At 46.8% G+C, this 22,243-nt stretch carries 18 protein-coding genes; 6 read left to right on the top strand and 12 right to left on the bottom strand.

What is annotated here, in order from left to right; all coding sequences use genetic code 11:
- Positions 1-140 precede the first annotated feature (140 nt).
- Positions 141-2,768 (top strand): TonB-dependent receptor, encoded by a 2,628-nt coding sequence (locus tag ACJJID_RS08095; RefSeq protein WP_444922265.1) that lies wholly within the window; start codon positions 141-143, stop codon positions 2,766-2,768.
- A gap of 143 nt (positions 2,769-2,911) precedes the next feature.
- Here ACJJID_RS08095 and ACJJID_RS08090 read toward each other — a convergent pair whose 3' ends face one another.
- On the bottom strand, positions 2,912-3,793 hold the full coding sequence (locus ACJJID_RS08090; protein ID WP_444922264.1) for a DUF4349 domain-containing protein: 882 nt from the start codon (positions 3,791-3,793) through the stop codon (positions 2,912-2,914).
- Positions 3,794-3,944: 151 nt separating this feature from the next.
- Here ACJJID_RS08090 and ACJJID_RS08085 point away from each other — a divergent pair, with 151 nt between their 5' ends.
- Complete coding sequence (locus tag ACJJID_RS08085) at positions 3,945-4,190, top strand: DUF2164 domain-containing protein (protein ID WP_444922263.1); 246 nt, start codon at positions 3,945-3,947, stop codon at positions 4,188-4,190.
- A gap of 49 nt (positions 4,191-4,239) precedes the next feature.
- On the opposite strand, the gene ACJJID_RS08080 is transcribed toward ACJJID_RS08085, so the two are convergent.
- Entirely contained in the window at positions 4,240-5,184 is a 945-nt protein-coding gene (locus ACJJID_RS08080; RefSeq protein ID WP_444922262.1) for a DMT family transporter, read from the bottom strand.
- Between the two features lie 103 nt (positions 5,185-5,287).
- Here ACJJID_RS08080 and ACJJID_RS08075 point away from each other — a divergent pair, with 103 nt between their 5' ends.
- Positions 5,288-6,193: a LysR family transcriptional regulator gene (locus ACJJID_RS08075; protein ID WP_444922261.1), complete on the top strand. Its 906-nt coding sequence runs from the start codon at positions 5,288-5,290 to the stop codon at positions 6,191-6,193.
- A 117-nt stretch (positions 6,194-6,310) separates the two neighbouring features.
- Complete coding sequence (locus ACJJID_RS08070; RefSeq protein ID WP_444922260.1) at positions 6,311-6,913, top strand: nitroreductase family protein; 603 nt, start codon at positions 6,311-6,313, stop codon at positions 6,911-6,913.
- Between the two features lie 131 nt (positions 6,914-7,044).
- Here ACJJID_RS08070 and ACJJID_RS08065 read toward each other — a convergent pair whose 3' ends face one another.
- The 3 genes from ACJJID_RS08065 to ACJJID_RS08055 all read right to left on the bottom strand — a co-directional run bounded on the left by ACJJID_RS08065 (position 7,045) and on the right by ACJJID_RS08055 (position 8,656).
- Complete coding sequence (locus ACJJID_RS08065; RefSeq protein WP_444922259.1) at positions 7,045-7,521, bottom strand: AgmX/PglI C-terminal domain-containing protein; 477 nt, start codon at positions 7,519-7,521, stop codon at positions 7,045-7,047.
- Positions 7,522-7,630: 109 nt separating this feature from the next.
- Positions 7,631-8,137, bottom strand: coding sequence for a GNAT family N-acetyltransferase (locus ACJJID_RS08060; RefSeq protein WP_444922258.1), 507 nt, complete (start codon positions 8,135-8,137; stop codon positions 7,631-7,633).
- Positions 8,138-8,326: 189 nt separating this feature from the next.
- Positions 8,327-8,656, bottom strand: a complete 330-nt coding sequence (locus ACJJID_RS08055; protein ID WP_444922257.1) for a cupin domain-containing protein — start codon at positions 8,654-8,656, stop codon at positions 8,327-8,329.
- Between the two features lie 121 nt (positions 8,657-8,777).
- Here ACJJID_RS08055 and ACJJID_RS08050 point away from each other — a divergent pair, with 121 nt between their 5' ends.
- Positions 8,778-9,209: a MarR family winged helix-turn-helix transcriptional regulator gene (locus tag ACJJID_RS08050; protein ID WP_444922256.1), complete on the top strand. Its 432-nt coding sequence runs from the start codon at positions 8,778-8,780 to the stop codon at positions 9,207-9,209.
- A gap of 37 nt (positions 9,210-9,246) precedes the next feature.
- Here the strand turns inward: ACJJID_RS08050 and ACJJID_RS08045 are convergent, their stop codons facing one another.
- The 5 genes from ACJJID_RS08045 to ACJJID_RS08025 all read right to left on the bottom strand — a co-directional run bounded on the left by ACJJID_RS08045 (position 9,247) and on the right by ACJJID_RS08025 (position 19,071).
- Positions 9,247-9,618 (bottom strand): hypothetical protein, encoded by a 372-nt coding sequence (locus tag ACJJID_RS08045; protein WP_444922255.1) that lies wholly within the window; start codon positions 9,616-9,618, stop codon positions 9,247-9,249.
- Between the two features lie 16 nt (positions 9,619-9,634).
- Entirely contained in the window at positions 9,635-12,001 is a 2,367-nt protein-coding gene (gene pbpC / locus ACJJID_RS08040) for a penicillin-binding protein 1C (RefSeq protein WP_444922254.1), read from the bottom strand.
- Positions 11,998-17,124 (bottom strand): alpha-2-macroglobulin family protein, encoded by a 5,127-nt coding sequence (locus ACJJID_RS08035; RefSeq protein WP_444922253.1) that lies wholly within the window; start codon positions 17,122-17,124, stop codon positions 11,998-12,000. The genes pbpC and ACJJID_RS08035 overlap by 4 nt, the downstream gene beginning before the upstream one ends.
- Before the next feature lie 561 nt (positions 17,125-17,685).
- The gene (locus ACJJID_RS08030; RefSeq protein ID WP_444922252.1) at positions 17,686-18,144 is read right to left on the bottom strand and encodes a nuclear transport factor 2 family protein; all 459 of its coding nucleotides are present in this window, start codon (positions 18,142-18,144) and stop codon (positions 17,686-17,688) included.
- Between the two features lie 51 nt (positions 18,145-18,195).
- The gene (locus tag ACJJID_RS08025) at positions 18,196-19,071 is read right to left on the bottom strand and encodes a S1 family peptidase (RefSeq protein WP_444922251.1); all 876 of its coding nucleotides are present in this window, start codon (positions 19,069-19,071) and stop codon (positions 18,196-18,198) included.
- Between the two features lie 224 nt (positions 19,072-19,295).
- Between ACJJID_RS08025 and ACJJID_RS08020 the strand changes: the two genes are divergently transcribed.
- Complete coding sequence (locus tag ACJJID_RS08020; RefSeq protein WP_444922250.1) at positions 19,296-20,591, top strand: S41 family peptidase; 1,296 nt, start codon at positions 19,296-19,298, stop codon at positions 20,589-20,591.
- A gap of 205 nt (positions 20,592-20,796) precedes the next feature.
- Here the strand turns inward: ACJJID_RS08020 and ACJJID_RS08015 are convergent, their stop codons facing one another.
- Positions 20,797-21,114, bottom strand: coding sequence for a heavy metal-binding domain-containing protein (locus ACJJID_RS08015; protein ID WP_444922249.1), 318 nt, complete (start codon positions 21,112-21,114; stop codon positions 20,797-20,799).
- Between the two features lie 190 nt (positions 21,115-21,304).
- Positions 21,305-22,201 carry an alpha/beta fold hydrolase gene (locus ACJJID_RS08010; protein WP_444922248.1) on the bottom strand — a complete coding sequence of 299 codons (897 nt, stop codon included), beginning with the start codon at positions 22,199-22,201 and terminating at the stop codon, positions 21,305-21,307.
- Positions 22,202-22,243: the final 42 nt, after the last annotated feature.

Genomic DNA, 22,243 nt, shown 5'->3' with positions numbered 1-22,243 from the left:
CCGCCCCGTCGTATCTCAGTTTCACAGAACTCTCCTTTTTGAGATTTTAACCTAGCCGACGTACAGCCGACGGCCCGTAGGTTAGCCATTTATAACAATCAAATCCGGCTTCCCTGTTGCAGCAGATTGGAGAGACATCAATGACAATTAAAAAACCACTTACCCTTGCGATTGCAATGGCCAATATAGCGGTGGCCTCAGCCTGGGCACAGGAAACCAGTAATCAAGAAGATGGCTGGGCGTTGGAAGAAGTAACGGTTACCGCAACCAAGCGCGAAACCAATTTGATGGACACCCCCGTAGCGATCAGTGCATTTACGCAGGAAGAGCTCGACCGCCAGGGTATTAAGAATGTAAAAGATCTGGGCAACACTATTCCTAATGTGGATATTGGCTATGATGCCTCCCAGTCTTCCCCAGTGATTTCTATGCGGGGCGTGCGCTCAACTAACACTACCGAGTTTGGTGACCCTGCTGTTGGTCTGCACTTCGACGGTATTTATTCTTCGCGCCCCCAGTCTGCTATGGCAATGATGTTTGACTCCGAAAGGGTTGAAGCCATGCGTGGGCCGCAGGGTACCCTTTATGGACGTAACTCTACTGTTGGTGCCATTAATGTTATCTCCAAGAGACCGGTAATTGACGAGTTTGAAGGTTCAGTCGGAGTTGAGCTGGGTCGCTGGAATCAAGAGCTGGTAAAAGGCGTTATTAATATTCCTGTTTCAGATACCTTTGCTCTGCGTGCGTCCTTTATGAACGAGACTAGGGACTCCTACCTGACCGGGTACTATGATGTTAACCAGTGGGACAATCGCTATATTGATGCTGACTCTTTAGGTGCGAGCGTTTTATCTGATGACGCTTCAAGAACCTTTATTCAAGCGAATAATGCTGAAGGAGCCACAGACTATCAGCTGGTTAGGGCGGATGCTGAAGATTTTTATGGGAATGTTGATCAGCAGGCGGTGCGTATAGGTGCGTTATGGGAACCGACTGACGATATTTCTTGGTATGCCATAGCGGAACACTATCAGGATAGTAGTGCAGGCGGCATCAACACTATTGACTGTGAAAAGGCTGAACAGCGCGAAGATGGAACAACTTGTGAAACCTATTACGGCTCCGGTGCTGATGAGTACACCGTAGCGGTAAATGTACCAGGTGAGCTCGACCTCACCATGACTTCATTCCGTTCTAACTTCCGCTGGGATTTCAGCGATACCATGGCGTTTGTGTATAACACCGGGTATGCAGTTCAGGAACGAAGCAACCTGATTGATATTGATGCTGGTCGCAATACCTGGGATATGAGTATGAGCATTACAGACTCAGAAAATGTCTCTTACTCCCATGAGTTACAGTTGCAATCTACAGGTGATGGTCCCCTACAGTGGATTACAGGTTTGTTTTATTTCCACGAGACCACTGATCTGAATGGTTACTTCCTGGCCTCATTAGATAATGCCGTATTCTGGAGGCAGCCAGACAGAACTATAGAAGCCAGCGCAGTATTTGCTCAGGCTACCTATGACCTTACTGATACCCTCCACCTGACTGTTGGTGGTCGATATACGGAAGATGAGAAGAGTGATGTAGGTGGTAACAACCTGAGTTGCACTCGAGACTGGTCCACCGAATCAGATGAAGAGTATGGCTGCTTCCCTGCCTATTTACAGGACACCTTTAATAACTTCTCGACCAACCACTTTGCTGACAGCTCAATTTATACAATTGATACTTACAATGATGTCAGCAAGAGCTGGGATTCATCCGACTTTCGAATTGGTCTCGATTATGACCTGACAGATGAAGTCATGCTGTATGCATATGTTGCAAGTGGATTTAAGTCCGGTGGTTTGGGTGATGTTGTCATCCAATATGAGCAAGACCCGGACACGGCTGAGTACATCTACGATGATGAGGGAAATCGGGTTGTTCAACAGGTAATTGACACTAGCTATGATGAGGAGAAGGTCATTACTTGGGAGCTAGGAGCAAAAGGTACCTTCTTGGATGGTCGCCTAAATCTGGCTAGTACCTTCTTTTTCTCCGACTATAAGGATATGCAGCTAGCTGCACCTGATACTGCATACTCGTACTATGCGGTAGAGCGAGAAGGTGAGAACGCAGGTGAAATTACGACCGAGCCCGTCGTCATTTACCTTACTAAGAATGCTGCTAGCGCAGAGATTATGGGGCTAGAGTTAGAGTTTGACTGGGCCCCCTATCCGAATGGCCGAATCAGTGGCTTTGCTACCTGGATGCAAACAGAAATCACCTCTGATTTTCAGAACCGCTGGAATTTCAATAACCAAGCGTTATTCGAAATTTCGGATTACGGTTTAGCTCATGACAATACTAATGAAGGGCTTTTTCGAAATCTGAAAGGTAATGAGCTGCCGGCATCACCTGAATTCAGCTTCACCATCAACTACGATCACACCTTTGAGCTGTCTCACGGTGGGGAGATTATTCCATTTGTCGGTATTCACTGGGAAGATGAGTCTTATCTGACCTACTGGAATGTTGACAAGCACGACTTCCCCACTGGTGATACTTCTGCTTTTGATGACAGCCGCGATTCTTTCTGGATGGTAAACGCTTCTGTGAAGTATGTAAGCCCGGACGATCAGTGGAACGTTGAAGCCTTTGGTAACAACCTGACTGACGAAGTTGTTCCGTACTACGCAGATGGAAGTGATGGCCTGGTATCTGGTCCATTTTCTACCCCAATGAGCTACGGTGTGCGCTTTAACTACAACTTCTAAGTAGCTACTGTTACTCCATAGTAAAAAGCCGGGTCAATTTAGATGGTCCGGCTTTTTTTATGACTCGTGAGTGAAGTCAAAACTTCTCACGAGTACTTTAGCCCATATCAAGACATGCGTGTATCTTGGGGCTATGTAAACTGCTAGGTTCTGGTTTTACGCCAAATTATGCGAATCAGATAAAATACAAATAGGGCGATAAGCATCCAGGGTAAAAGGTAGGCGATTGCAGTGATTGCTTCAGATAGCCCATCAGACAAATTTTCACCAAAATGAGATAGGGAGTCTAATATGGGACTCCAGAAAGAAGTATAAGATTTTGAGTGTAACTCAATTTCAACCTCATCCATCTGAATTCGCTTGAGCAGTTTAGCTTTTTTACCTTGTGAATACTCAATATCAGATTGTACCGATGCTAACTTTTCAGCAACCTTTATTAGAGTATCAATGTCACTCGCAGATTTTTGTTCCAGTTCTATAAGTCTCGATTGATACTGGAGTAACATTTCAAGTCGTTTTTGGCTGTCGATAATGACATCCTGTAAATCTTCTGCTTTGGATTCCCGCTGTATCACTCCTCCTTGCTTTGATGCCATATCAATGATTTTATCGACTCCGGTGGGGTGTATTCTAAGGTGAATCCTTCCGTAGGGCTTTTCATCATTGCGGAGACTAGAATGCAATATAGTGCATTTTTTCTTCATCTCCTGTTGGCAAAGTAATTGGAGTTTGTGGAATACAGGTTCAACTTCTTCAGCAGGTAGTTCAGCTGTCAGGAAATGTTCGTAAGCAATATACTGATCTTGTCCACCTCGATTGCCCGCTGTGATAGGTTCCGGGAACCGGATATCTGCAACCCTGTTGCTGGTGGTATGGGCATTGGGACTGTATGAAGTTGTTGATCTATCACTGCTCGATTCTGAGCAGCCAGAGCTACTGCCCAATATAAGCAGGGCAAAGAAGTAGTTAAAGAGTCTCATTTTGATCCCGTTTTTAGTTAATCCGAATAGATTCGAATCTAACATTGTCCGGTTTGCTTATAAAGATATGCGCCGCTGTACATGTTGTTTACTTGGAGTCATGCATTTGGGGTTGATTAGGGGCCTCAACATTTGTGTTATTCTCATATGGGGCTGAGTGTTTGTTCTAAATTTGTGTATTGATGGAAAATGGGTGATGTCGACAATAGAACTGGAAGAAAGGCGAAAGTTAGAGCTAATCGAAAAGATTAGGGGCTATTTGTCTAAAGAATTTGAGTTGGAGATTGGCAGTTTTGAAGCGGAGTTCTTTATTGATTTTCTTGCAAAGGAGATGGGGGCAGAGTTTTATAATCAAGGTTTGCATGATGCTCAGGTAATAGTGTCCTCTAAGTTGGAAGATATTTGTGATGCAATTTATGAGATGGAAAAGGTTGTCGACTAGAAATATTGCCCCTTTTGATGGCAGTTTGATTCTACTGTTCTTGAGTTGTTCAGCGGTATTTTTTCTTGGGTTTTTCTGCCTGGATAAATAACATGGCTGCAAATACTAAAATTATTCCAGGTATAAAGTTGATAGTGAATTTCGTCATTTCCAATGCTGTAGCCAATACCAGTACAAATACCGGATTCAAGAAGCTGTATGCTGCAACTTTGGTCGCCCCGATTCTTATTGTGCTAAATTGTAGTAGGAAAAAACTGATTAATGTTGTAAATAAGGCTAAATAGAATAGCCCTCCGTAAGTTTCGACAGGTATATTCCGCCATTCTATTTGGCTTAAACTTGGGAATGAAAGCATTAATAACCATAGGGCGCCAAATAGAATAACCCAGAATGTCATAACCTCTGTAGGCTCCCCTGAGTGGACTCTCCTGATCAGTGGATTATACAAACTGAGCGATATAGCACCTAAGGTGAATATCCAATCCCCTCTATTTAGATCCAGCGTTATCGCTGTTGTAATACTCCCTTCAAATACAATCCAGGCCGCACCCAATGTTCCAAGAGTAAGACCGATGACTTTGCGGGCGCTACTACGCTCACCATTGATGATCAAGGCAAAGACGGCAGTCATTGCAGGAACGGTTGTAAAAAGGGCGCCGGTATTCACTGCTGAGGTATATTTGAGTGCTTCAAACATACACCAGAAAAAGATAACCAATGGGATGCTGAGTAGTGCATAACCCAGTAGCTTTTTGGGGTGTGGAAGCTGAAATCCATGCTTTAAAAATAAGAAGGGCGCAAATAGCCCTGTTGCAATTAAGAACCGAATCATCATCAAGCAATCTGCCGGTAACGAATCGGCGATTAACGCACCAACAGGAAATGAGCCAGCGACAAGTAATGTGCAGGCTATCATCAAGCCGTGAACCCACCACAATGATGTGCCGCTGCTTGCCGTTGCTGTAGGGTTGATACCCCTTGAAAGTTCACGCATGACTCTTCCCTCAATAAAAGCGAGATCAGAGTAACTCGTTTCTGATAAACTGATAATCAATCAATTAAGATACATACTGTTGAGAAAAAGGAAACAGTAGTTTATGGAAAGTTTTGCAGCCATACCGGTATTTGTCACGGTGGCCGAAACCGGTGGCTTTTCCCCGGCCGCCAAGTTACTGGGGATATCCAAGTCTGCAGTTAGTAAACGGGTCAGTCAGCTGGAAGAGCAACTTGGGGTAAAACTATTGCATCGCACCACCCGCAAGCTGAGCTTGACAGAGGCGGGCGAGCATTTTTTTCAGCATGCCCGAATCGCTTACCAGGCCGCACAGGACGCTCAGGATGCAGTGACTCAGCTTCAAGGTGAGCCTCAGGGGCGCTTGCGAATCAATGCCCCAATGTCCTTTGGCAGGTTGCATTTGGCACCGCTTATCCCAGTGTTTCTCAAGCGCTATCCAAAAATCACGATTGATCTGGTGATGGACGATAAGGTGGTAGACCTTATTGGAGAGGGGTTTGATATCGCTATCCGTGGTGGTGACCTGCCTGATACCAGTTTGATTGCCCGCAAGCTGGCGCCTCTGCAAAGTGTGCTCTGTGCCTCTCCCGCGTACTTGGAAGAGTTCGGCAAACCGATAGAGCTTGAACAGTTAACAGAGCACAATTGTTTGATGTTTACTTATTCCAGGGATGTAAAAGAGTGGAATTTTATTCAGGATAACCATCTGCACACCATAGAAGTCAGGGGTAACTACCAGGTCAATAACAGTGAAGCGCTGCGGGAAGCCATTCTCCAGGGGCTTGGCATCGGCCGTTTGCCGACTTTTGTCGCAGGAGCAGATATCAAGAGTGGTCTCCTGGTGCCGTTGTTTGAAGAATATCAAATGCCGGCCAAGACTATTTATGCCGTATTTCCTGAGCGGCAGTATATGCCTGCCAAGGTACGGGCCTTTATAGAGTTTGCCATTGAGTATTTTGGTGGCGACATTCCCTATTGGGATTGTTAGGTTGTAAACTTTTTCTCAACAATCATTTAACAAAAGAGCCCATTATCAAGCCAGGAGAAACCCAATAAGCTTTCTCTCATCGACATTCACAAGATGATTAATTGTCAGAGGGAAATTATGGACCTGTTCACTGCTGTTGAAACTCGCCGTTCGGTAAAGCATTACGATACATCTGCAAAGATGACATCAAGTGAGTTTAACCAGCTTATCCAAGCCACAATGTTATCGCCAACATCCTATAACATTCAGCATTGGAGATTCCTGCGAGTAACAGATTCCAGGCTTCGAAGCAGACTTAAGGATGCTGCCTGGGGTCAACAGCAAGTGGAAGATGCGTCTGAGCTGATTATTCTTTGTGCAGATATAAACGCTTGGAAAGATCGACCAGAACGCTATTGGGCTGATGCACCCAGAGAGGCAAGGGAACTTTTAGTCCCGATGCTAACTGATTTCTATAGAGATAAACCTCAATTACAGCGAGATGAAGCAATAAGGAGCTGTGGCTTAGCGGCGCAAACCATGATGCTTGCGGCAAAAGCACTGGGCTATGACACCGGCGCACTGGTTGGGTTTGACTCAGATAAAGTGGCCGAGCTTATAAACCTGCCAGAAGGTTATCTGATCGGAATGATGATAGTCGTGGGTAAGACTAGCAAAGCAGCGAATGGACGTGGTGGCCAGTTAGCATTGGGTGAAGTGTTATTTGAAAACCAATTTTGAGCATAACTTACATACAGTAGTTTAGTATTTATGCTTGCGATCTGTAGGGCTGTTCTTGTGATCAATTATCCATATCTCCGCTAGTGGGATAATTGATCACAAGTGGATTAGAGCACAAAGTCAATTGGCGGTTATTGGGTGGGTAAAAAATGAATCGGGTAGTGAATTTTTGTTCTTCGTGTGTCGCTGGCACCGAAGTTAAATTCCTGAATCTTTGCCATTAACTGATCGGTAAACGGCTTGGAATCGAGGCTGGAGCTGGCCAGTGCGATATTGGCGACTTCGCCACTAGGTTCAATATCGATAATAAATTCCGCGCCGCCTTCAAGGTCAGGGTCTTGTTTGCGCGCACTCAAGTATAAACGATAAAGCTGGCCTTTGTGTTTATCAAATACCTGCTGAATTTCTACTCTGCTACGCTCTCGCTTTTTCTTAACGGTTTTTTTAAGGGTGGCATCTGCTATGGCTGGTGGTTTTTTATCAGAGAAGCTGGCGTTTCCGCTTTGATCGACCCACTGATAAATTTCCGCGCTTGCAAGATTGCTGGAGAGTGTGAGACTGATACAGAATAAGCTTCTATAAGTAAATCGATTCATTTTTCCATTCATACTTCGATATTCTTGACCAAGCACCTAGTCTACGTTAGGTGCTATCCCTGGGGAGACAGATTAGCGTATTGATTGGTTAAGCCTAAGGTTCGTGAATTTCCTGTAGGAATTAATCGCCTGGCTTTACAAGGTATCTTTGTACAATTTTCCCATCTGCTTCGATCTCAGAATCCAATAATCCACCACATGCCTTAATTGTATTGGCAGAGGCGGGGTTGTCTTTGTGACAGTGAATGTGAATTGTCCCGGCTTTCATTTCCTGAAGCCACTGGATCGAGAGCTCCATCAGGCGTTTACCGTACCTTTTACCTCTATACTTGGGTCTGATCCCCAAACCAATATGCCCACCGCAGTGGGTAATTCTATCGTTCAAGTAGTGGCGAATATTGGTGACGCCTACGATTTCAGTTTCATCAACAAGCCATAGTGTAGAACTTGGGACAATGCCTTCCGGTAGGTTTTTACCCTGTGCAAAGTTACTGAGCTTTTGGATGAGAGCTTCGAAGTCTGCATGATCAAAATCCATAGGAAAGGGATAGCGCTCTTCATCACCCAGCTCTTCTATATATTGCTGATAACTAGCCTTATAGATTGCTGAAGGGGGTACTAATTTCAAAGTAATGCCTGGGAGTTCGAGTAATGAATAGGGTGAAAGCAAAATTTAGCATATAAAAATTAGCTGTGTAATCTCTAAAGAATTGTTAAAACATTTGAATTGGCAGAAGGTGGATAGAGGGACGGATGTAAATGACTGCATCTCGGGCGCCCTATGCCAGGAATAGGGCCCCAATACGGTAGGAAAATTTTAAGCCGCCTGGAATTTTAACAAGATAATACATCCTGCTTCTGACTGGGGAATATGTGCTGAACCAATGGGGTTGTGAATAAATGATCCCTCAGGATGATCGTCTCTACCATCATTAAAGACCCCGGAAATCACAAAAATTTGTTCTGCGCCGTCAATATGTGTTTCCACACCTGGGTATCTGGCTCCAGGTAGAAACTCGAAGACAGACACCCAGCTTCCTGCTTCCTCTCTCCATAGGCTCCTCTCGAATATGCCGGGAGCAACCTCCCTTGCTTCAATTTTTTTCCAGTTACTAGACCTGACACCAGAAAAATTGACTTGATCCATCGTAATACTCTTTCAATTTAAATAACAATACTTTGCGCGCAAAGTATTGTTATTTAAGATCGGGTTTACCGTCAAGTATTTTGCGCGCATAATATATTGGTATGTTCAGTGAGCAATCAAGATGACCCCAAAAGAGTTCAATCTCCAAGAGTTGGTGTGTTTTGCCTTATATTCGACAGCCAACGCTATGGTGCGTGAATACAGGCCGGAGCTTGATCAGTTTGATCTTACCTACCCGCAGTTTCTGGTGATGATGAGCCTTTGGAATGAGGACTCTGTTTTTATCAAAGAGTTAAGCCACCAGACGAACCTGGATGCAGGCACCTTGACTCAAGTGCTGAAACGCTTAGAGGCAAAAGGGTTTATCGAGAGGCAAAAGTCCAGCGTGGACGAGCGGGCCAAAGTGATTGTCCTCACCCAAAAAGGGAGCAATCTAAAGCAGAAAACCTCTCATATACTTGAAGATATGGCCTGCAAGGTCAGATTAACGGCTGAAGAGCAACAGGACTTGACCTCACTGTGCCATAAAATTTTATCCCGGCTGAAAAAATAGGGTTGGACCTTATTCAATCGTCCATCACTTTGGTTTGTTATTTATGATTTTTTAATAACTCTTTGGCTTGGTTTGGAACTGACTCATAACTTGGGTATTCAGGAGCCCTTGATGCACAAAGACTCAGTAGCTTTATCGCTTCCTTTTTCTGATTGACTTTAAGGTAAGCTATCGCTAGAGAAAGTTGTGCATCTGGTAGGCAGTAGTGGGGCTTTAGATCAATGGCTCTTTTTAAAACCGCTATGGATTGTTTCCAATGATTTAATTCTTGGAGGCACATACCATAAGCGATGTAACATCTTGGGTCATTAGATGAGGCCGTTACCTGTGAATACCGCTGAAGAGCTTGAGAAAGCTTCCCAGAAGCTTGGAGTTCATAAGCTCTGCGATAGCTTTTATCTTTGTCCATATCGATAATGTGTCATTTAATCGTTAATCCCTACGTATATTTCAATCCGATCCACGTTCCCACTCTCATCCAGCACGGCAATTTGATGCTGGCCATTCTGCGGTGAGAGTTCAAGATTTTGAGTGCCCAAAGTTTCCCCTTTAAGTTCGCCATTGACGAACCAGTAGCGTTTTCCTTGCCCACCAATCGCACTGAGATTTAATCGTGGTAAAGGAGCATTGTTGCCAGTTGGGCGGTATTGATTGCCATTGCCGGCACCGACAATTTTTAATGGGGTACCTGATGTTGCGGTTGGGGCGTTACACTCGGGTGCTGTCCGTGGAATTTGTTGGGCCCGAGTCTGGTTAGCAGGCAGCCAGGATTCCAGCTCTTTAGGCCACAGGACAATGCTTCGCTTTTCAGCCGAGGAGTCCATACAGCTGGGTTTAACACGTAACCCCTGTTGGTTGATAAAGAAGCGGTATGTTTGCGCAGCATGCAAGGGCTCGCTTTTCGGCGGTAGAGTTCTGGGTGCTCGGCCATGAATCAGCCAGGCATGGCGTTCTTGGTGGCAGTGTTCTGCTTGTGTTAACGATTTTTGACCTCCTAGGGGCCAGCAGATTTCGGTTTTAGCAATTGATTCTGGTCTTGCCAGGCGCTGCTGTTTGTTGCCTGGCAGTGCTGCAATCACTGCGTTTAATAGCGGTGTAGCACTGATGGAGCCATAGTAGCCGGGTAGAGGGGTGCCATCTGGGCGGCCTACCCAAACACCTACGGTATAACCGGGAGTCACACCAATCGCCCAGGCATCGCGGTAGCCGTAGCTGGTGCCGGTTTTCCAGGCAATATCTGCTTTGGTTTGCCTTACCAGATTGCGCCAGCGGCGCGAGCCACTGCGATTGGAAGCCAGCATTTCGAATGTGATCCAGGCGGCCTCCGGGGACATCAGGTGTCTCTCTCTCAGTGGGGTTTCTGGTAAATAGCGGGGTGCTGCAGCGAGTCCACCGCGTGCGAGGGCTGCATAAATTCCGGTGAGTTGGTCCAGGCGGGTACCTACGCCACCTAATATCATCGCTAGATTGGGTTTGCCGCCGCTGGGGAATTGCAGTGAGAGACCGGCATTTTCTAATGTTGCTGAGAATCGGCCGGGGCCGTAGTGCTCCAGTAATTGTACAGCTGGGACATTGAGAGAGCGCTGCAAAGCGGCAGCAGCACTGACTGGGCCGGAAAAACCACGGTGGAAATTCTCTGGGCGGTAATCTCCATAAATGCGAGGTGCATCACTGAGTAAGGAGGCGCTGTGGATCAGGTCTCCATCGATTGCCAGCCCATACAGAAATGGTTTGAGAGTGGAACCGGGCGAGCGTATGGCTCTTCCCATATCCACATAGCCATATCGGCGCCCGTCGCAGAAATGGGAGGCACCCAAATAGGCACGTACAGATAAATCGGAGTTCTCCAGCACTACAACAGCGGCAGAAGTTTTATGCGGATAGCTCTCCATATGATCACGTAGATAATCCTCCAGCCCTCTCTGAATATTGCCGTCGATAGTGGTGTGGATCACCTCTTTATCAGTGATGGTTTCTACCAGTCTGCGCGATAGATGCGGCGCGTTCTGTGGAAATTCCAGGCGCTCGGCATAGACGTTTTCTAGCTGCGCGCGCTCGACTTCGTCTTTACTCCAAACGCCGTAGGTCTGCAACCTGGTTAGTACTTTGTCTCTCGCTTTCTGAGCGCGGTGTGGGTGTCGATCGGGGCGCAGGCGACTTGGAGCTTGGGGCAATACTGCCAGAAGCGCTGCTTCGGCGTGGGTAAGGTCGGCAGCCGATTTGCGTAGGTATAAACGGCTGGCCGCTTCCACGCCTTCTATGTTACCGCCGTAGGGTGCGAGGTTAAGGTAGAGATCGAGAATTTCCCGCTTGCTGAAGTGCCACTCCAGCTGCAGGGCACGCAACATTTGTTTGGTTTTACCGGTTAAAGTTCTGTGATGTGGATCTAGCAGGCGGGCTACCTGCATGGTCAGGGTGGAGCCACCGGAGACCACTTGTCCATTGCGAAGGTATTGGCCGGCCGCCCGAACGAGAGCAAGGGGATTGATTCCAGGGTGCTGATAGAAATGGCGATCTTCATAGGTGAGCAGTGCCTCGATAAATCGCGGCGATACCTCATCTTGAGTGATGGGGTAACGCCATACTCCGCGATTATCGGCAAAGAAGCGCAACGGTTTGCCATGGCGATCAGCCACTACCCGCGCAAAACCATGCGCTTCAGGCAAAGGCGGAGGAAAAATAGTATCCAACGCTAAGAGTGAACCCAAAATAAAGAAAAGAGAAAGCAGCAGCGCGCGAAATACGCGACTGCTGTTTTTCCATCGGGTTGTTGAAGTGACCAACAGTTTCACTGCTTGCCGATTACCTGCATTTGTGCCATTGGATTTTTGCCAATCGCGAAGCGCTCAGGGTTGTACATGTCTTCCCCAAAAGGAGGAGGTACTTGGTAGCGACCGGGAGTTACTGCTCGGGCAATGTAGAAAAGGTTGGTGGTTTTCCATTCCGATTGATCTAGCGCTGCCACAAAGCGGTCATCACGGAATTCCACATGTTGAACATTGTCCTGTTCGTTCTGCCATTGAGCGATGCTCTTGCCGTCGAACTCAATCTCATCCACTTTGATACTATCGGCCAGGTTCTGGTTTTCCAGTTCGAGCCCTGCGGGCAGCAGGTCCACTGCGAGAAGGTCGGGCAGGCGTCGGTCCGCGTCGATTTGCAGGCGCACCAGATAGAGTTCACCTTCACGCACCTGAGTCGGCACGATACTTGAACCGTCTAGTTTGTGGTAGCTGCGCCTGACCTTAACGCCCTTATCCATCACCTCTGCGGGTGCCTGCTTGCTGTAGCCATTGGTGGTTATAGCAGCGAAAAGTTTTTCTATTTGGCTTGTCACCTCAATAGCTTCAGCAGCCTCACGGCCTCGGAAGAGAGTGTTATATGGGGTGTTGCGATTTAATTCCCGCAAACCATCATCGGTACTCAGAGAGGCAGACCAGTTCTCACCACTATTCAGCTGCAACTGCACGCCGGCCATAAACACGCTGTTACGTTCCTGCGTACTTAGGTACGTGCGTTCACGGAGTAGATTCACCATTTCAAACAGCAATCCTTCGGCTTTGTCGGTAGCTAAATCGTGCTCCAGCAATAGCGAAATCATCAGTGCAGTATCGCGCAGATCGGAGCCATAATCGCCGTAATAATCGCGACGTTTGCGTTCAATGGAGAGGGCATTTTGTAAGGCTTCCTGAGCTAGAGCGGTATCGCCCATCGTGTGCAATGCAATTGCCATGTGTAAGTGCGGCAGGGGCGACTGGGTCATAGTACTGCCGTTTTCATAAAGACTGCGCAGTTGACCGAGCGAGATTTTTTGTACACGGGATAACACATAGGCGGCATAGGATCGGGCAGCATAAGCGTAAAAGTCAGGATCACTACTGTAACGCTGCTGATAGAAGCTACCGCGTTCGCGGGCATATTCCTGCAGGCGCTTTAGGGTGGACTCCAGGCGTGCGTTATCGAACACAATACCCTGGTCCCGAGCGCGCAGTAACAAGTCGGCTACATAAGCCGTGAGCCATTGGTTCTCAGGAGATTCCGAGCTCCACAGGCCGAAACCACCGTTGCCTTTTTGCATACTAAAGATGCGCTCGATGCCGGCATCGATACGTTTCGCACGCTCACTCTCGTCCAGAGGTTCGATGCCCAATTTTTCTTGTTGTAGTGGCGTTGCCATTACCAATGGGTAAACGCGGCTGGAAGTTTGCTCCAGGCAGCCGTAGGGATAACCCAGCAAGCTTGCCAGATGATCCTGCAGTTGCAATTGCGGGCGGCTATCCAGGGAGACCAGCGTCTGCACTGTATCCGGCATCAGTGAGCCGAGGAAAGCCGTATCAATACTGAAGCTTTCATCTTGGCCCAGCAGGCGTCGCTGGGTGTGCGTGGTGGCGGGCCAAGCTGGGCGAACCCCCAGACTCCACTGGCGTTCAATGGAAATAGCTTGGCCATCTTCATCAAGCGCACCACGGACAACCAGTTGGAACTCCGCTTCACCAATGGCGTCTTTGGCGGTTATGGGGAATCGCAAAGTTTTGCGCTCGCCGTCGGCCAGCTCTAACAAACGCTCTCCTATTTCCATATCCACTGCGCCCACAGAACGCATTTCCACAGTCAGTTTTTGCGTGCGGCCGCTCAGGTTGTTCAGGTCAAGCGCCAGTGTGCTGGTATCTCCGGGAGACATAAAACGGGGTAGGGCAGCTTGGGTCACTAATGGGGAGGCTACGGTCAGTTCTCCTTCAGTACTGCCAAACCCCTCTTTACTGAATGACACCGCCATTAGGCGCAGGCTGCCATTGAATTCCGGCAGCTGAAGGGAAACTTTGGCTTTGCCTTGTTGATCAAATTTCACCGGGCCGGAAAATAGTGAAACTATTTGCACATCGGAATTAGGCTCTTCTCCACCACGCGCCAGTTCAGCATCTCCACCGAAGCGTTGCTCCAACAGCTTGCCATTACCAGACTCAATAATGCGGTGATAGATATCACGGACATCGACACCATAGCGGCGCTGGCCGAAAAAGGCTTCAAAGGGATCTGGTGTTTCAAAGCGGGTGATATTGAGCACGCCCACATCTACTGCTGCCAAGGTGGTCCAGGCCGTGCCGCCATTTTTGCCGATGGTATCCAGATCCGTGATTACGGTGACTTCTATCTCTGAACCGGGCAGGGCGCGTGTTGGGGCCTCCAGGCGCACTGGCAAGCGCCGGGCCTCCCGGTCCAGTGGCAAGTGAGCCAGTCCGAAAGTGCGATTAGGGGCGATACGTTCGTTCTTATCGGCCGGACGTAGTGCAGCTACGGAAATATAGGTATCGTGACTGTTCCAGTCTACTGAAATGGGGATTTCAACCTTGGTGCCCGATTTCTCTACCGATACACGCTCGGACCACAGCAATCGATCGCTCTCTACCAACACCAGCGCTTCACCGTCTGCCGGAGGCACTATTGTGAGCTGCGCTAAATCTCCAGGTGTGTATTTGAGTTTATCTAAAGATAAAGCCACGGTATCCGGGCGGGCCGCCTGGCCTTTCGCTACCTGGTCCTTACGCCACCAGTAATACCAGTCGCGCCCAGCATGGAAGCGCAGGCTGCTGGTGGCTCCGCTATTAGTATCGGTAATTTCCAAACGGTAGTGGCCATAATCCACAGGCACCATGAGTTTCAGGGGAGTCTCTTCATTAAATTGCAGTTGGCGGCTGAAAGACTCGTACTCGGCAGTGGAGTATTCATAATGCCAACCCTGGCTTGCGGAGTACTCCCAAAAATATTGGCGGTCCTCTGAGATTAATACCGCATTGAGGTTGCGACCGGTGACCGGTTCACCCTGTGCATCGGCTACGACAATATCGAATTCTAGTCTGCTATTGGCCGAGGGATTCTCCTTGCCAAAGTTCGGGCGAATGCCGACTACTGGATGCTCTGGCCAAACCAGAACTGGATGCTGCCGAGTTACCGGGCGACCGCCGGACTCGAACAGGCTGGAAACCAGATTGATTTTCAGCGGGCTATTCGCGCGGCTCCAACGGGACGGCAATGGCAGTTTGCCAAGCCCTTTGTCATCCAGCTCGATGGTGGGGGCATTAAATTGACGTGCGGGCAATCGCTCAGTGGCGTCACCAAACAAAAACCCTTTCCATTGAGGGAAGGGTTCCCGGTAGTGGCTGACTTGCACCAAAGTTTCCAAGCGGTTATTCGCTGCCGGAGCGCCGTACAGATAGCTACCCTCAACTTCCAGTTCCAAGGATTTAACGTGTCCCTGGACCAGGCTGCGCTCTTCACCGTCTTGTAATACCAACTTCATACGCTCAGGCAGGAACTCCTCTACCTTGAACGGGTAATTCACTTTGCGTCCATCGGCCAACTCAACTTCCAGGCGCCAGTCACCCGTTGGAGCATTTTGAGGTAAGGGAAGGAGCTTCTCGTAGTATCCCGGCGCGCTGGCGTGCCAGGTGAATGTACGGGCACTGGTGTTATCTGGCTTGATCAAGTCCGCCTTGATCGGTAGGTCTTTTAAATAGCGCCCGTCGTAATTGCGTAGCAGGCCGCTAACTTGTATGGATTCTGTGGGACGGTACAAGTCCCGGGGAGAGTACATAAAGAACTCCATCGGCCTGGAAGGGCGTTGGCCCAGCTTAAAGTCCGACAGGTCCAGCGCCGGTTCGCGCAAATCTAACAGAGAAAAATGGCCAGTATCTGGGTCTCGCGCAACAAAGAAGCGCTGGGAGTCCTCCTGTTCCTGGCTGAGCAGAAAACGAACATGCCCTTCTTTAGAGGTCGTCTGCTGCTTGATCAGTCCTCCTTTGTTGTCCAGTAACTCCACCTGGATGCCTTTCAATGCTTCCCCTTCATTCAGAGAAGAAACATAGAGGTCAACGCTTTCCGGGTAGTAACGGGCATGGAGGCCTAAGTTGGAAATAGAGAAGTGGGTGACATCGAAAAGGTTGGTGTTGTACACACCGGCCGGTTGTATGACTGCAACATAAATGCCTGGCTGCTTTAGAGGCTCAATATGGCCGATGGAGAGATCGAAATCCCGTTGAACATATTTTTCCTGGGTAAGGTCAAAATGTGCAATGTAGACTAACTCGGCAACATTGTTCAGTGCTCTTAGTTGGTAGTAGTACTTCAGGGACTGATTGTTGACCAGGCTAAAGAAGTCGGAATAGTGTTCAGGCTTTACCCTGTGAAAATGGATTTGCACGGCTTCGATACTGACGGCAGTCACCGGCAAGCCAGGTGTTACCGTAGACGGAAATATACTGCCGTTACTTGTGAAACTGATACTGGGTTCGATACGTCGGGTGTGAACTGTTTCCTTCTTTAGCTTCTGTAGTTGGAATCCATCCTCACTGGGCAAGCCGGGGTTTATCGCTACTCGGTAGCGGGTATTCGGCTCGATGTTAGTGAAGTAAAGAGTCTTCTGGTTGTCAGATAAAACCCAGCCCCCATCGACATTTTCACCATCTTCACGGGAGAGGGTCAGGTAGGAACCAAAATGGGTATTCCCCAGCAGCGGTTCGGAGAAGATCACCGCAATAGCTCGCGCATCTTTGTAGACCCGCTCGCCTATATGGAGCACCGTAAGAGCACGTTCCGTTGAATCCGTAACCACAGGCATCGTGTCGCTGTTGGAAGTAGCAGCCTGCGAAAGAGCTTCTTCACTGGGCCTGCTTATGGATTTGGTATCGGAAGTTGTTGATCCAGTCTCACTGCTAGCCTCTTTACCACTATTCTTGGGGGCAGAGACCAATGGGGGTGTTTCCTCCGTTGATTTTTCATCACCGCTTTTGAGTAGGCCATGCGTAGATGCCACATCTGCAGAGGTCTCGCCCGGCTTTTCCGGATTCTCTGGCGTGCAGGCTACAGCAATAAGGCAGAGAAGAGTGACCGCAATCCAACGCGGTAAGCGGTGAGGGAACATGGATATTTCCTAGTTGGTGGAATGAAGTGGCGGACAATTTAGTTGGTCTTGAAAGTTGTCTCAAGCTTTCGTATTGCTCAATGTGAGTTAGTAAGGGTATTGAGCTTTGGTAATGAGGATCAGCAGAGCTGGGATTTGTAGCCAAGGAGGTATCGGTGAGAGGAGAATGTGGTTCGATAGTGCTAGTAGGGGGAGCGCAAGTGGGATTGTTGAGGATTGATTAAGCTGTCAACGCCTATATTCCTAGGTGGAAATTCCTAGATACTAGCTATTAGGCTGACATTCTTTTGCATTTGAACAGATTTATCCAGAAGATCCTCTCAAAAAAACAATACCAAAAGCGAGAAAAAAGGCACCGCCAACAGGTACATCAAATTTATAACAGGCAATGGCTGCTAGTAAGAATAGTAGGGCGATAGTGATCCTTTTCAATTTGGTGCCTCTTTTGTTGTGTGTGGGCACCGACTTAAGCTTGGTACAATTCAAAGGCTATACTGAATGCCAGACCGAAACCCAACATAAATAATGCTTAGGCATAGAACTGCAGAGCAGAATGCTAAATCATTTCTTGCTAACATGCCGTTTTGTATCGTGATACTGCCAGAGAACGTTAATGATCTTCCAGTCATTTTTATCATTCTTGTATAAGTGCATATAATCAATCCAATCATCGACAGTAAGCTTTACCGAGGCTACCCGGTTGTCAATATCAAGTATGTTGATATCAATTTTGGGGGATGCTGGGAACTTATCCCCTTCCTTATTGTAGTTTTCGGCTAACCAAACCATGGTTTCATAGTCTGTCTCCATGATGAATTCTGAGCCGTCTTTGGATTTCCAGTAGGTTCGCTTGGCTAGTTTCGTATCTAAACCTCTTTCCATTAGGTCTGGTTCAACTTTTTGTTGTGACTCAATGTAGTCGAGTACGGCTCTTCGTATTTTGGTGTTATCCTCAGCGGAACTGGCATATACATATGAAGTTAAAAAAGTTAACAGGATGAAAGGTATTAATTTATACATAACATTTTTCTCGGGTAACTTATGCTGTTGGATCTGGAGAATAAGGGGTTGTTACTTTGTTGATGAATTGTCAGATTCTGCTTTGACAGATTGCTGAATAGGTAAATCATTAGAAATCATTTTGTCAATCCAGCTTACATAATGACTTAAGCGAATGGAATAGGAAGTCTGGCCATAGATGCCAGGGCGGAAGGTTCGTATATCGACGTCTTCAGCATGCTTCCAGGACGTTAAACCTGCGAGTAACCACTGGCCGTCAACTTCAATTAATACCGGGCCGCCACTGTCACCATTCGTCGTCATGCCTTCAAGTGGTAATGCATCCGGGGCCTGATCAAATTCATAGCCAAGCCAACGACTTTGAGTTGATGAGATTATGTTAAATGCTCTGCGGAGTTCTGTTCGATTTGGGCCTTTGGGGTCATGGCCGAGGTCAACTGTACCCGTTGCTCCTTTTCCGATCAGCTTTACTATTTGTCCTTGCTCATCATTCTCACGGTAAATTCCCACCGGATTAGCATCAGCGACAGGCTGAGAAAGCTTGATTAAGGCGATATCATCTGATGTGGCCAATAATGCTTCAATTTCACTGGCATCTCCCGTTTCTAGTGCCTCATCAATCATCCTTTGAGGTGTCTTCTTGTAGCCAGGGTGTATCACTAGTTTGTCGATCTCTCTGGGAGTGCCATTAATGACGACTTCCTCAAAGCAATGTAGCCAAGTAATGGCATGCGCAGCTGTAATAATCCATTTTGGGGTGATAAGTACTCCATGTCCCTCTCCCGGTAAATCTACAAGCGCTGGGAATTCAGAAGCATCTATACGGTATTCTGAGTCACTTACATCATCTCGAATGGTTATTGCTGTTACTGCAGGTGCTAATGTTAACTGGAAAGAAAGGAAAAAATATTTAATTAGGCTTGTCATGATGGATCTTCCAGTAAGTGGAAAGCTGCATCGATCTTTAGTAGCTTTAAAACTATCTTGAGAGTAAAACTGCATTAGTTGGTAATAGCGTATAGGCTATCCTGCGGCACCCTTGTACCACTAGGGGAAGGGGTACTTATATGTTATATCAACCCACTTTTCTGCTCTCTAAGGGAGTATACTGCATTTCCTTTGCAAAATAATAAAGTGAAATGGAGTGGTTCATGACCATTTCTCATTTGGTTAAAAGATATCAGGGAGGAGAGGGAGTGTTAGTCAAGTTTGTGAGATGGATAAACCTTGGGTTGTGCCTAATACTGTCTGCCGAGGCATCAGCAATCTCAAATACAGGTGACTGGGTTGAAGATATTGATTACTTCCATCAAGAGTTAGAGAGGAATCATATAAATCTTTACCATAACGTTTCTAAGGAAGAACTCACTGATAAACTATTGCTACTAAAATCCGACTTGCCAAATCTTTCTGAAAATCAAGTGATGGTTGAATTGATGAAAATCAGCCGGATGATCGGGGATGGCCATACTCAGCTTGCTTTTTGGAATCAGGATATAGAGCTTTACCCTTTTCAATTCTTAGAGTTTGATGGGGATCTTCGCCTGATCGCTACCGATGAATCCTACCGGCAGTTACTGGGTCATAAATTAACCGCTATTAACGGTACACCCATAGATGCCATTATTGATCGACTATCTCCTATTGTACAAGGGGTTGAGAATGGGTATTCATTAAAAATAAGGAGAGCTTTTCAAATAAATGTTGCACAAGTTCTCGAGGGAGTAGGTATTTCAGCTAGTACTAAGAAAGCTGTCTATACATTTACAGACGACTCTGGTCGGAAGAAAACTGTCTCGGTGTCTTCTTTGTCTATGGGAAATTACCACTCTAAAATTACTCACCATCTTTTTCCAAAGACCACTCCCTTCAAGTCAAAGAGGGTCGAAGAGTCATCTAACCTCTGGATGTCCGCTGATATAGATACGCAAACCGCTTATATATACTTCAAAAGCTATCCAAGTTTTTCAGATATGGAGGACTTTGCAGTTGATGCTGAAAAGTTCTTAAAGAAAAATAATGTTAAAAATCTGATTATTGATTTCAGGGAGAATGGCGGGGGTGATTTCTTTGTCGGTCTGACTTTAGCCTGGAGGCTGGTCCTTGTTGATAGTATTGATTGGGATCACGGTGTTTATACACTGATAGGCGGTAAGACCTATTCAGCAGCGATGAGTAATGCGGCTCAATATCGTCAAATTCTGAATGCCAAGTTAGTGGGAGAGCCTTCCGGTGGGAACCCTGTTGGTTATCAGGATATGGACCAGTTCTCTTTGCCTAACTCCGACTGGGTTATAACCTATTCGAAGCGTAACTATAGGTTCCAGGATGTTTATACAGAGGGTGTACAACCGGATGTAATGATCAAGCAGGACTGGCAAAGTTATAATAAGGGAATAGATAAACCGCTGGAGTGGGTTTTGGATGATATAAGAAAGCGCCTGTAATTATTTCTATATCAGTTAACGCTTAATTTGCCCATAGTTGCAATTTGACTATTTAGATTCTTCAAAGTGGTTATAAATTAGAGGCTCCACTGAGTTTAATTTCGGAGCCTCGTACCTCTGAATTGAAGCTAATTAACAGTTAGAGCTATATTTCATCAAGTCTGTTACAAAAGCTAAAAAAGTAGAGGATGTGGCTTGGGGCCAATCACCTCCTTAGTTTGACAGCAGTCCCAAAGACCATCATTTCACAAGACCCTTCCATAATGGCGCTTGTTGAAAATCGGATGCCTACTACAGCATCGGCTCCTTTCTGCTGGGCACTATCAATCAACCGTTGAAGGGCCTTATTTCTGGCTTCGGATAACATTTCTGTATAGCCTCTTATCTCACCGCCAACAATACTCTTTAAGCCAGCCATAACATCACGACCAATATGCTTGGATTGGACAACATTACCGGTAACCACTCCGAGTATCTCTTTAATTTCATGTCCAGGTAGGGTTTCAGTAGTTGAGTAGATCATAATAGTTTCTTAATGTTGCTTGGTATGGTTCTTACAATGATTGCATAGGACATGCTTTGGAAAGAAGAAATAGTACATTTAAATGAAGCTTTAAATATATCTTATCAATGGGGTGTGCTTGGTATTAGGCTGAAATTTAGGCAGTCAGCATCTTGCCATCATGTTAGCACTCGAGAGTTATCCAGGACATTCAAGAGGGCATTAATAGTTCATCCTTTTCAGTCTCTACGAAACTTAAATATGAATTTGCCACACTATCTGGCGCCTCCCACTGGGGATAATGTCCAATCGTTGCCAATTCAACAATATCTGCTGGCCGATCTATCAATTGACGAAATCGATCCACCATATGCTTCCCTGAAACTGGGTCCAATGAGCCATTGATTAGCAACAGGTGGCCGGGGTATTGGTTTAGGGCTTCAATCCAGCGCTGACGATGTTGGCGTCTATCGTGCATATAGGTGATCAATTTATAGGGGAGCCGGTTGCCATTCTTATATTGGAGAATTTGCCACAAGTCTCGTAAATCTGTTTCGGAGGGTTGTGTCTCTGGTCCGAAAATGGCACTGAAGTTGCGGCAAAACTGCCGGTAATTCATCAGTTTGTTGATCAGGAAGCCTGCGGGAGAGAGCAGCAGTTTTTGTACGAGACGAGCTTGATGAGTCTCTGGAAATAGACCGCCATTCAGCAGGCATGTTGAGGTATACCGTGTGGTACCACCGCAATTGGCTCTGGCGAGTAACTCTTGGGCAACGGTATCCCCATAGTCATGGGCCAGCAGGTGGACCTTGTTGATGTTTAAATGTTGCAGAAGAGCTTCATGTAAATTAGCTTGCCCGTGGATACTGTAGTTATGCTGCTTGGGTTTGTCTGAGTAGCCGAATCCCAGCATATCCATAGCAATACAGCGATAGTGCTCTGTCAGTTGGGCCCATACCTTTTGCCAGTCGTAACTACTGGTTGGAAAGCCGTGAATCAAAAGCAGTACAGGTTTATGTCGGCAGCTTGGGTTGCTATCGACATAGAAGAGTTGGTGGTTTTGATAATCAAAAATCTTTCCGTTTGATAACCACTGCTGAGGCTGCATTGGCTGTTCCATTTCTTATTGTTGTATTTGCTGTAAAGATTG

The sequence above is a fragment of the Microbulbifer sp. CnH-101-G genome, from assembly GCF_052466775.1.
Note: the sequence above shows the minus strand (reverse complement) of the source record. Positions and strands in the feature narration are given on the sequence as shown.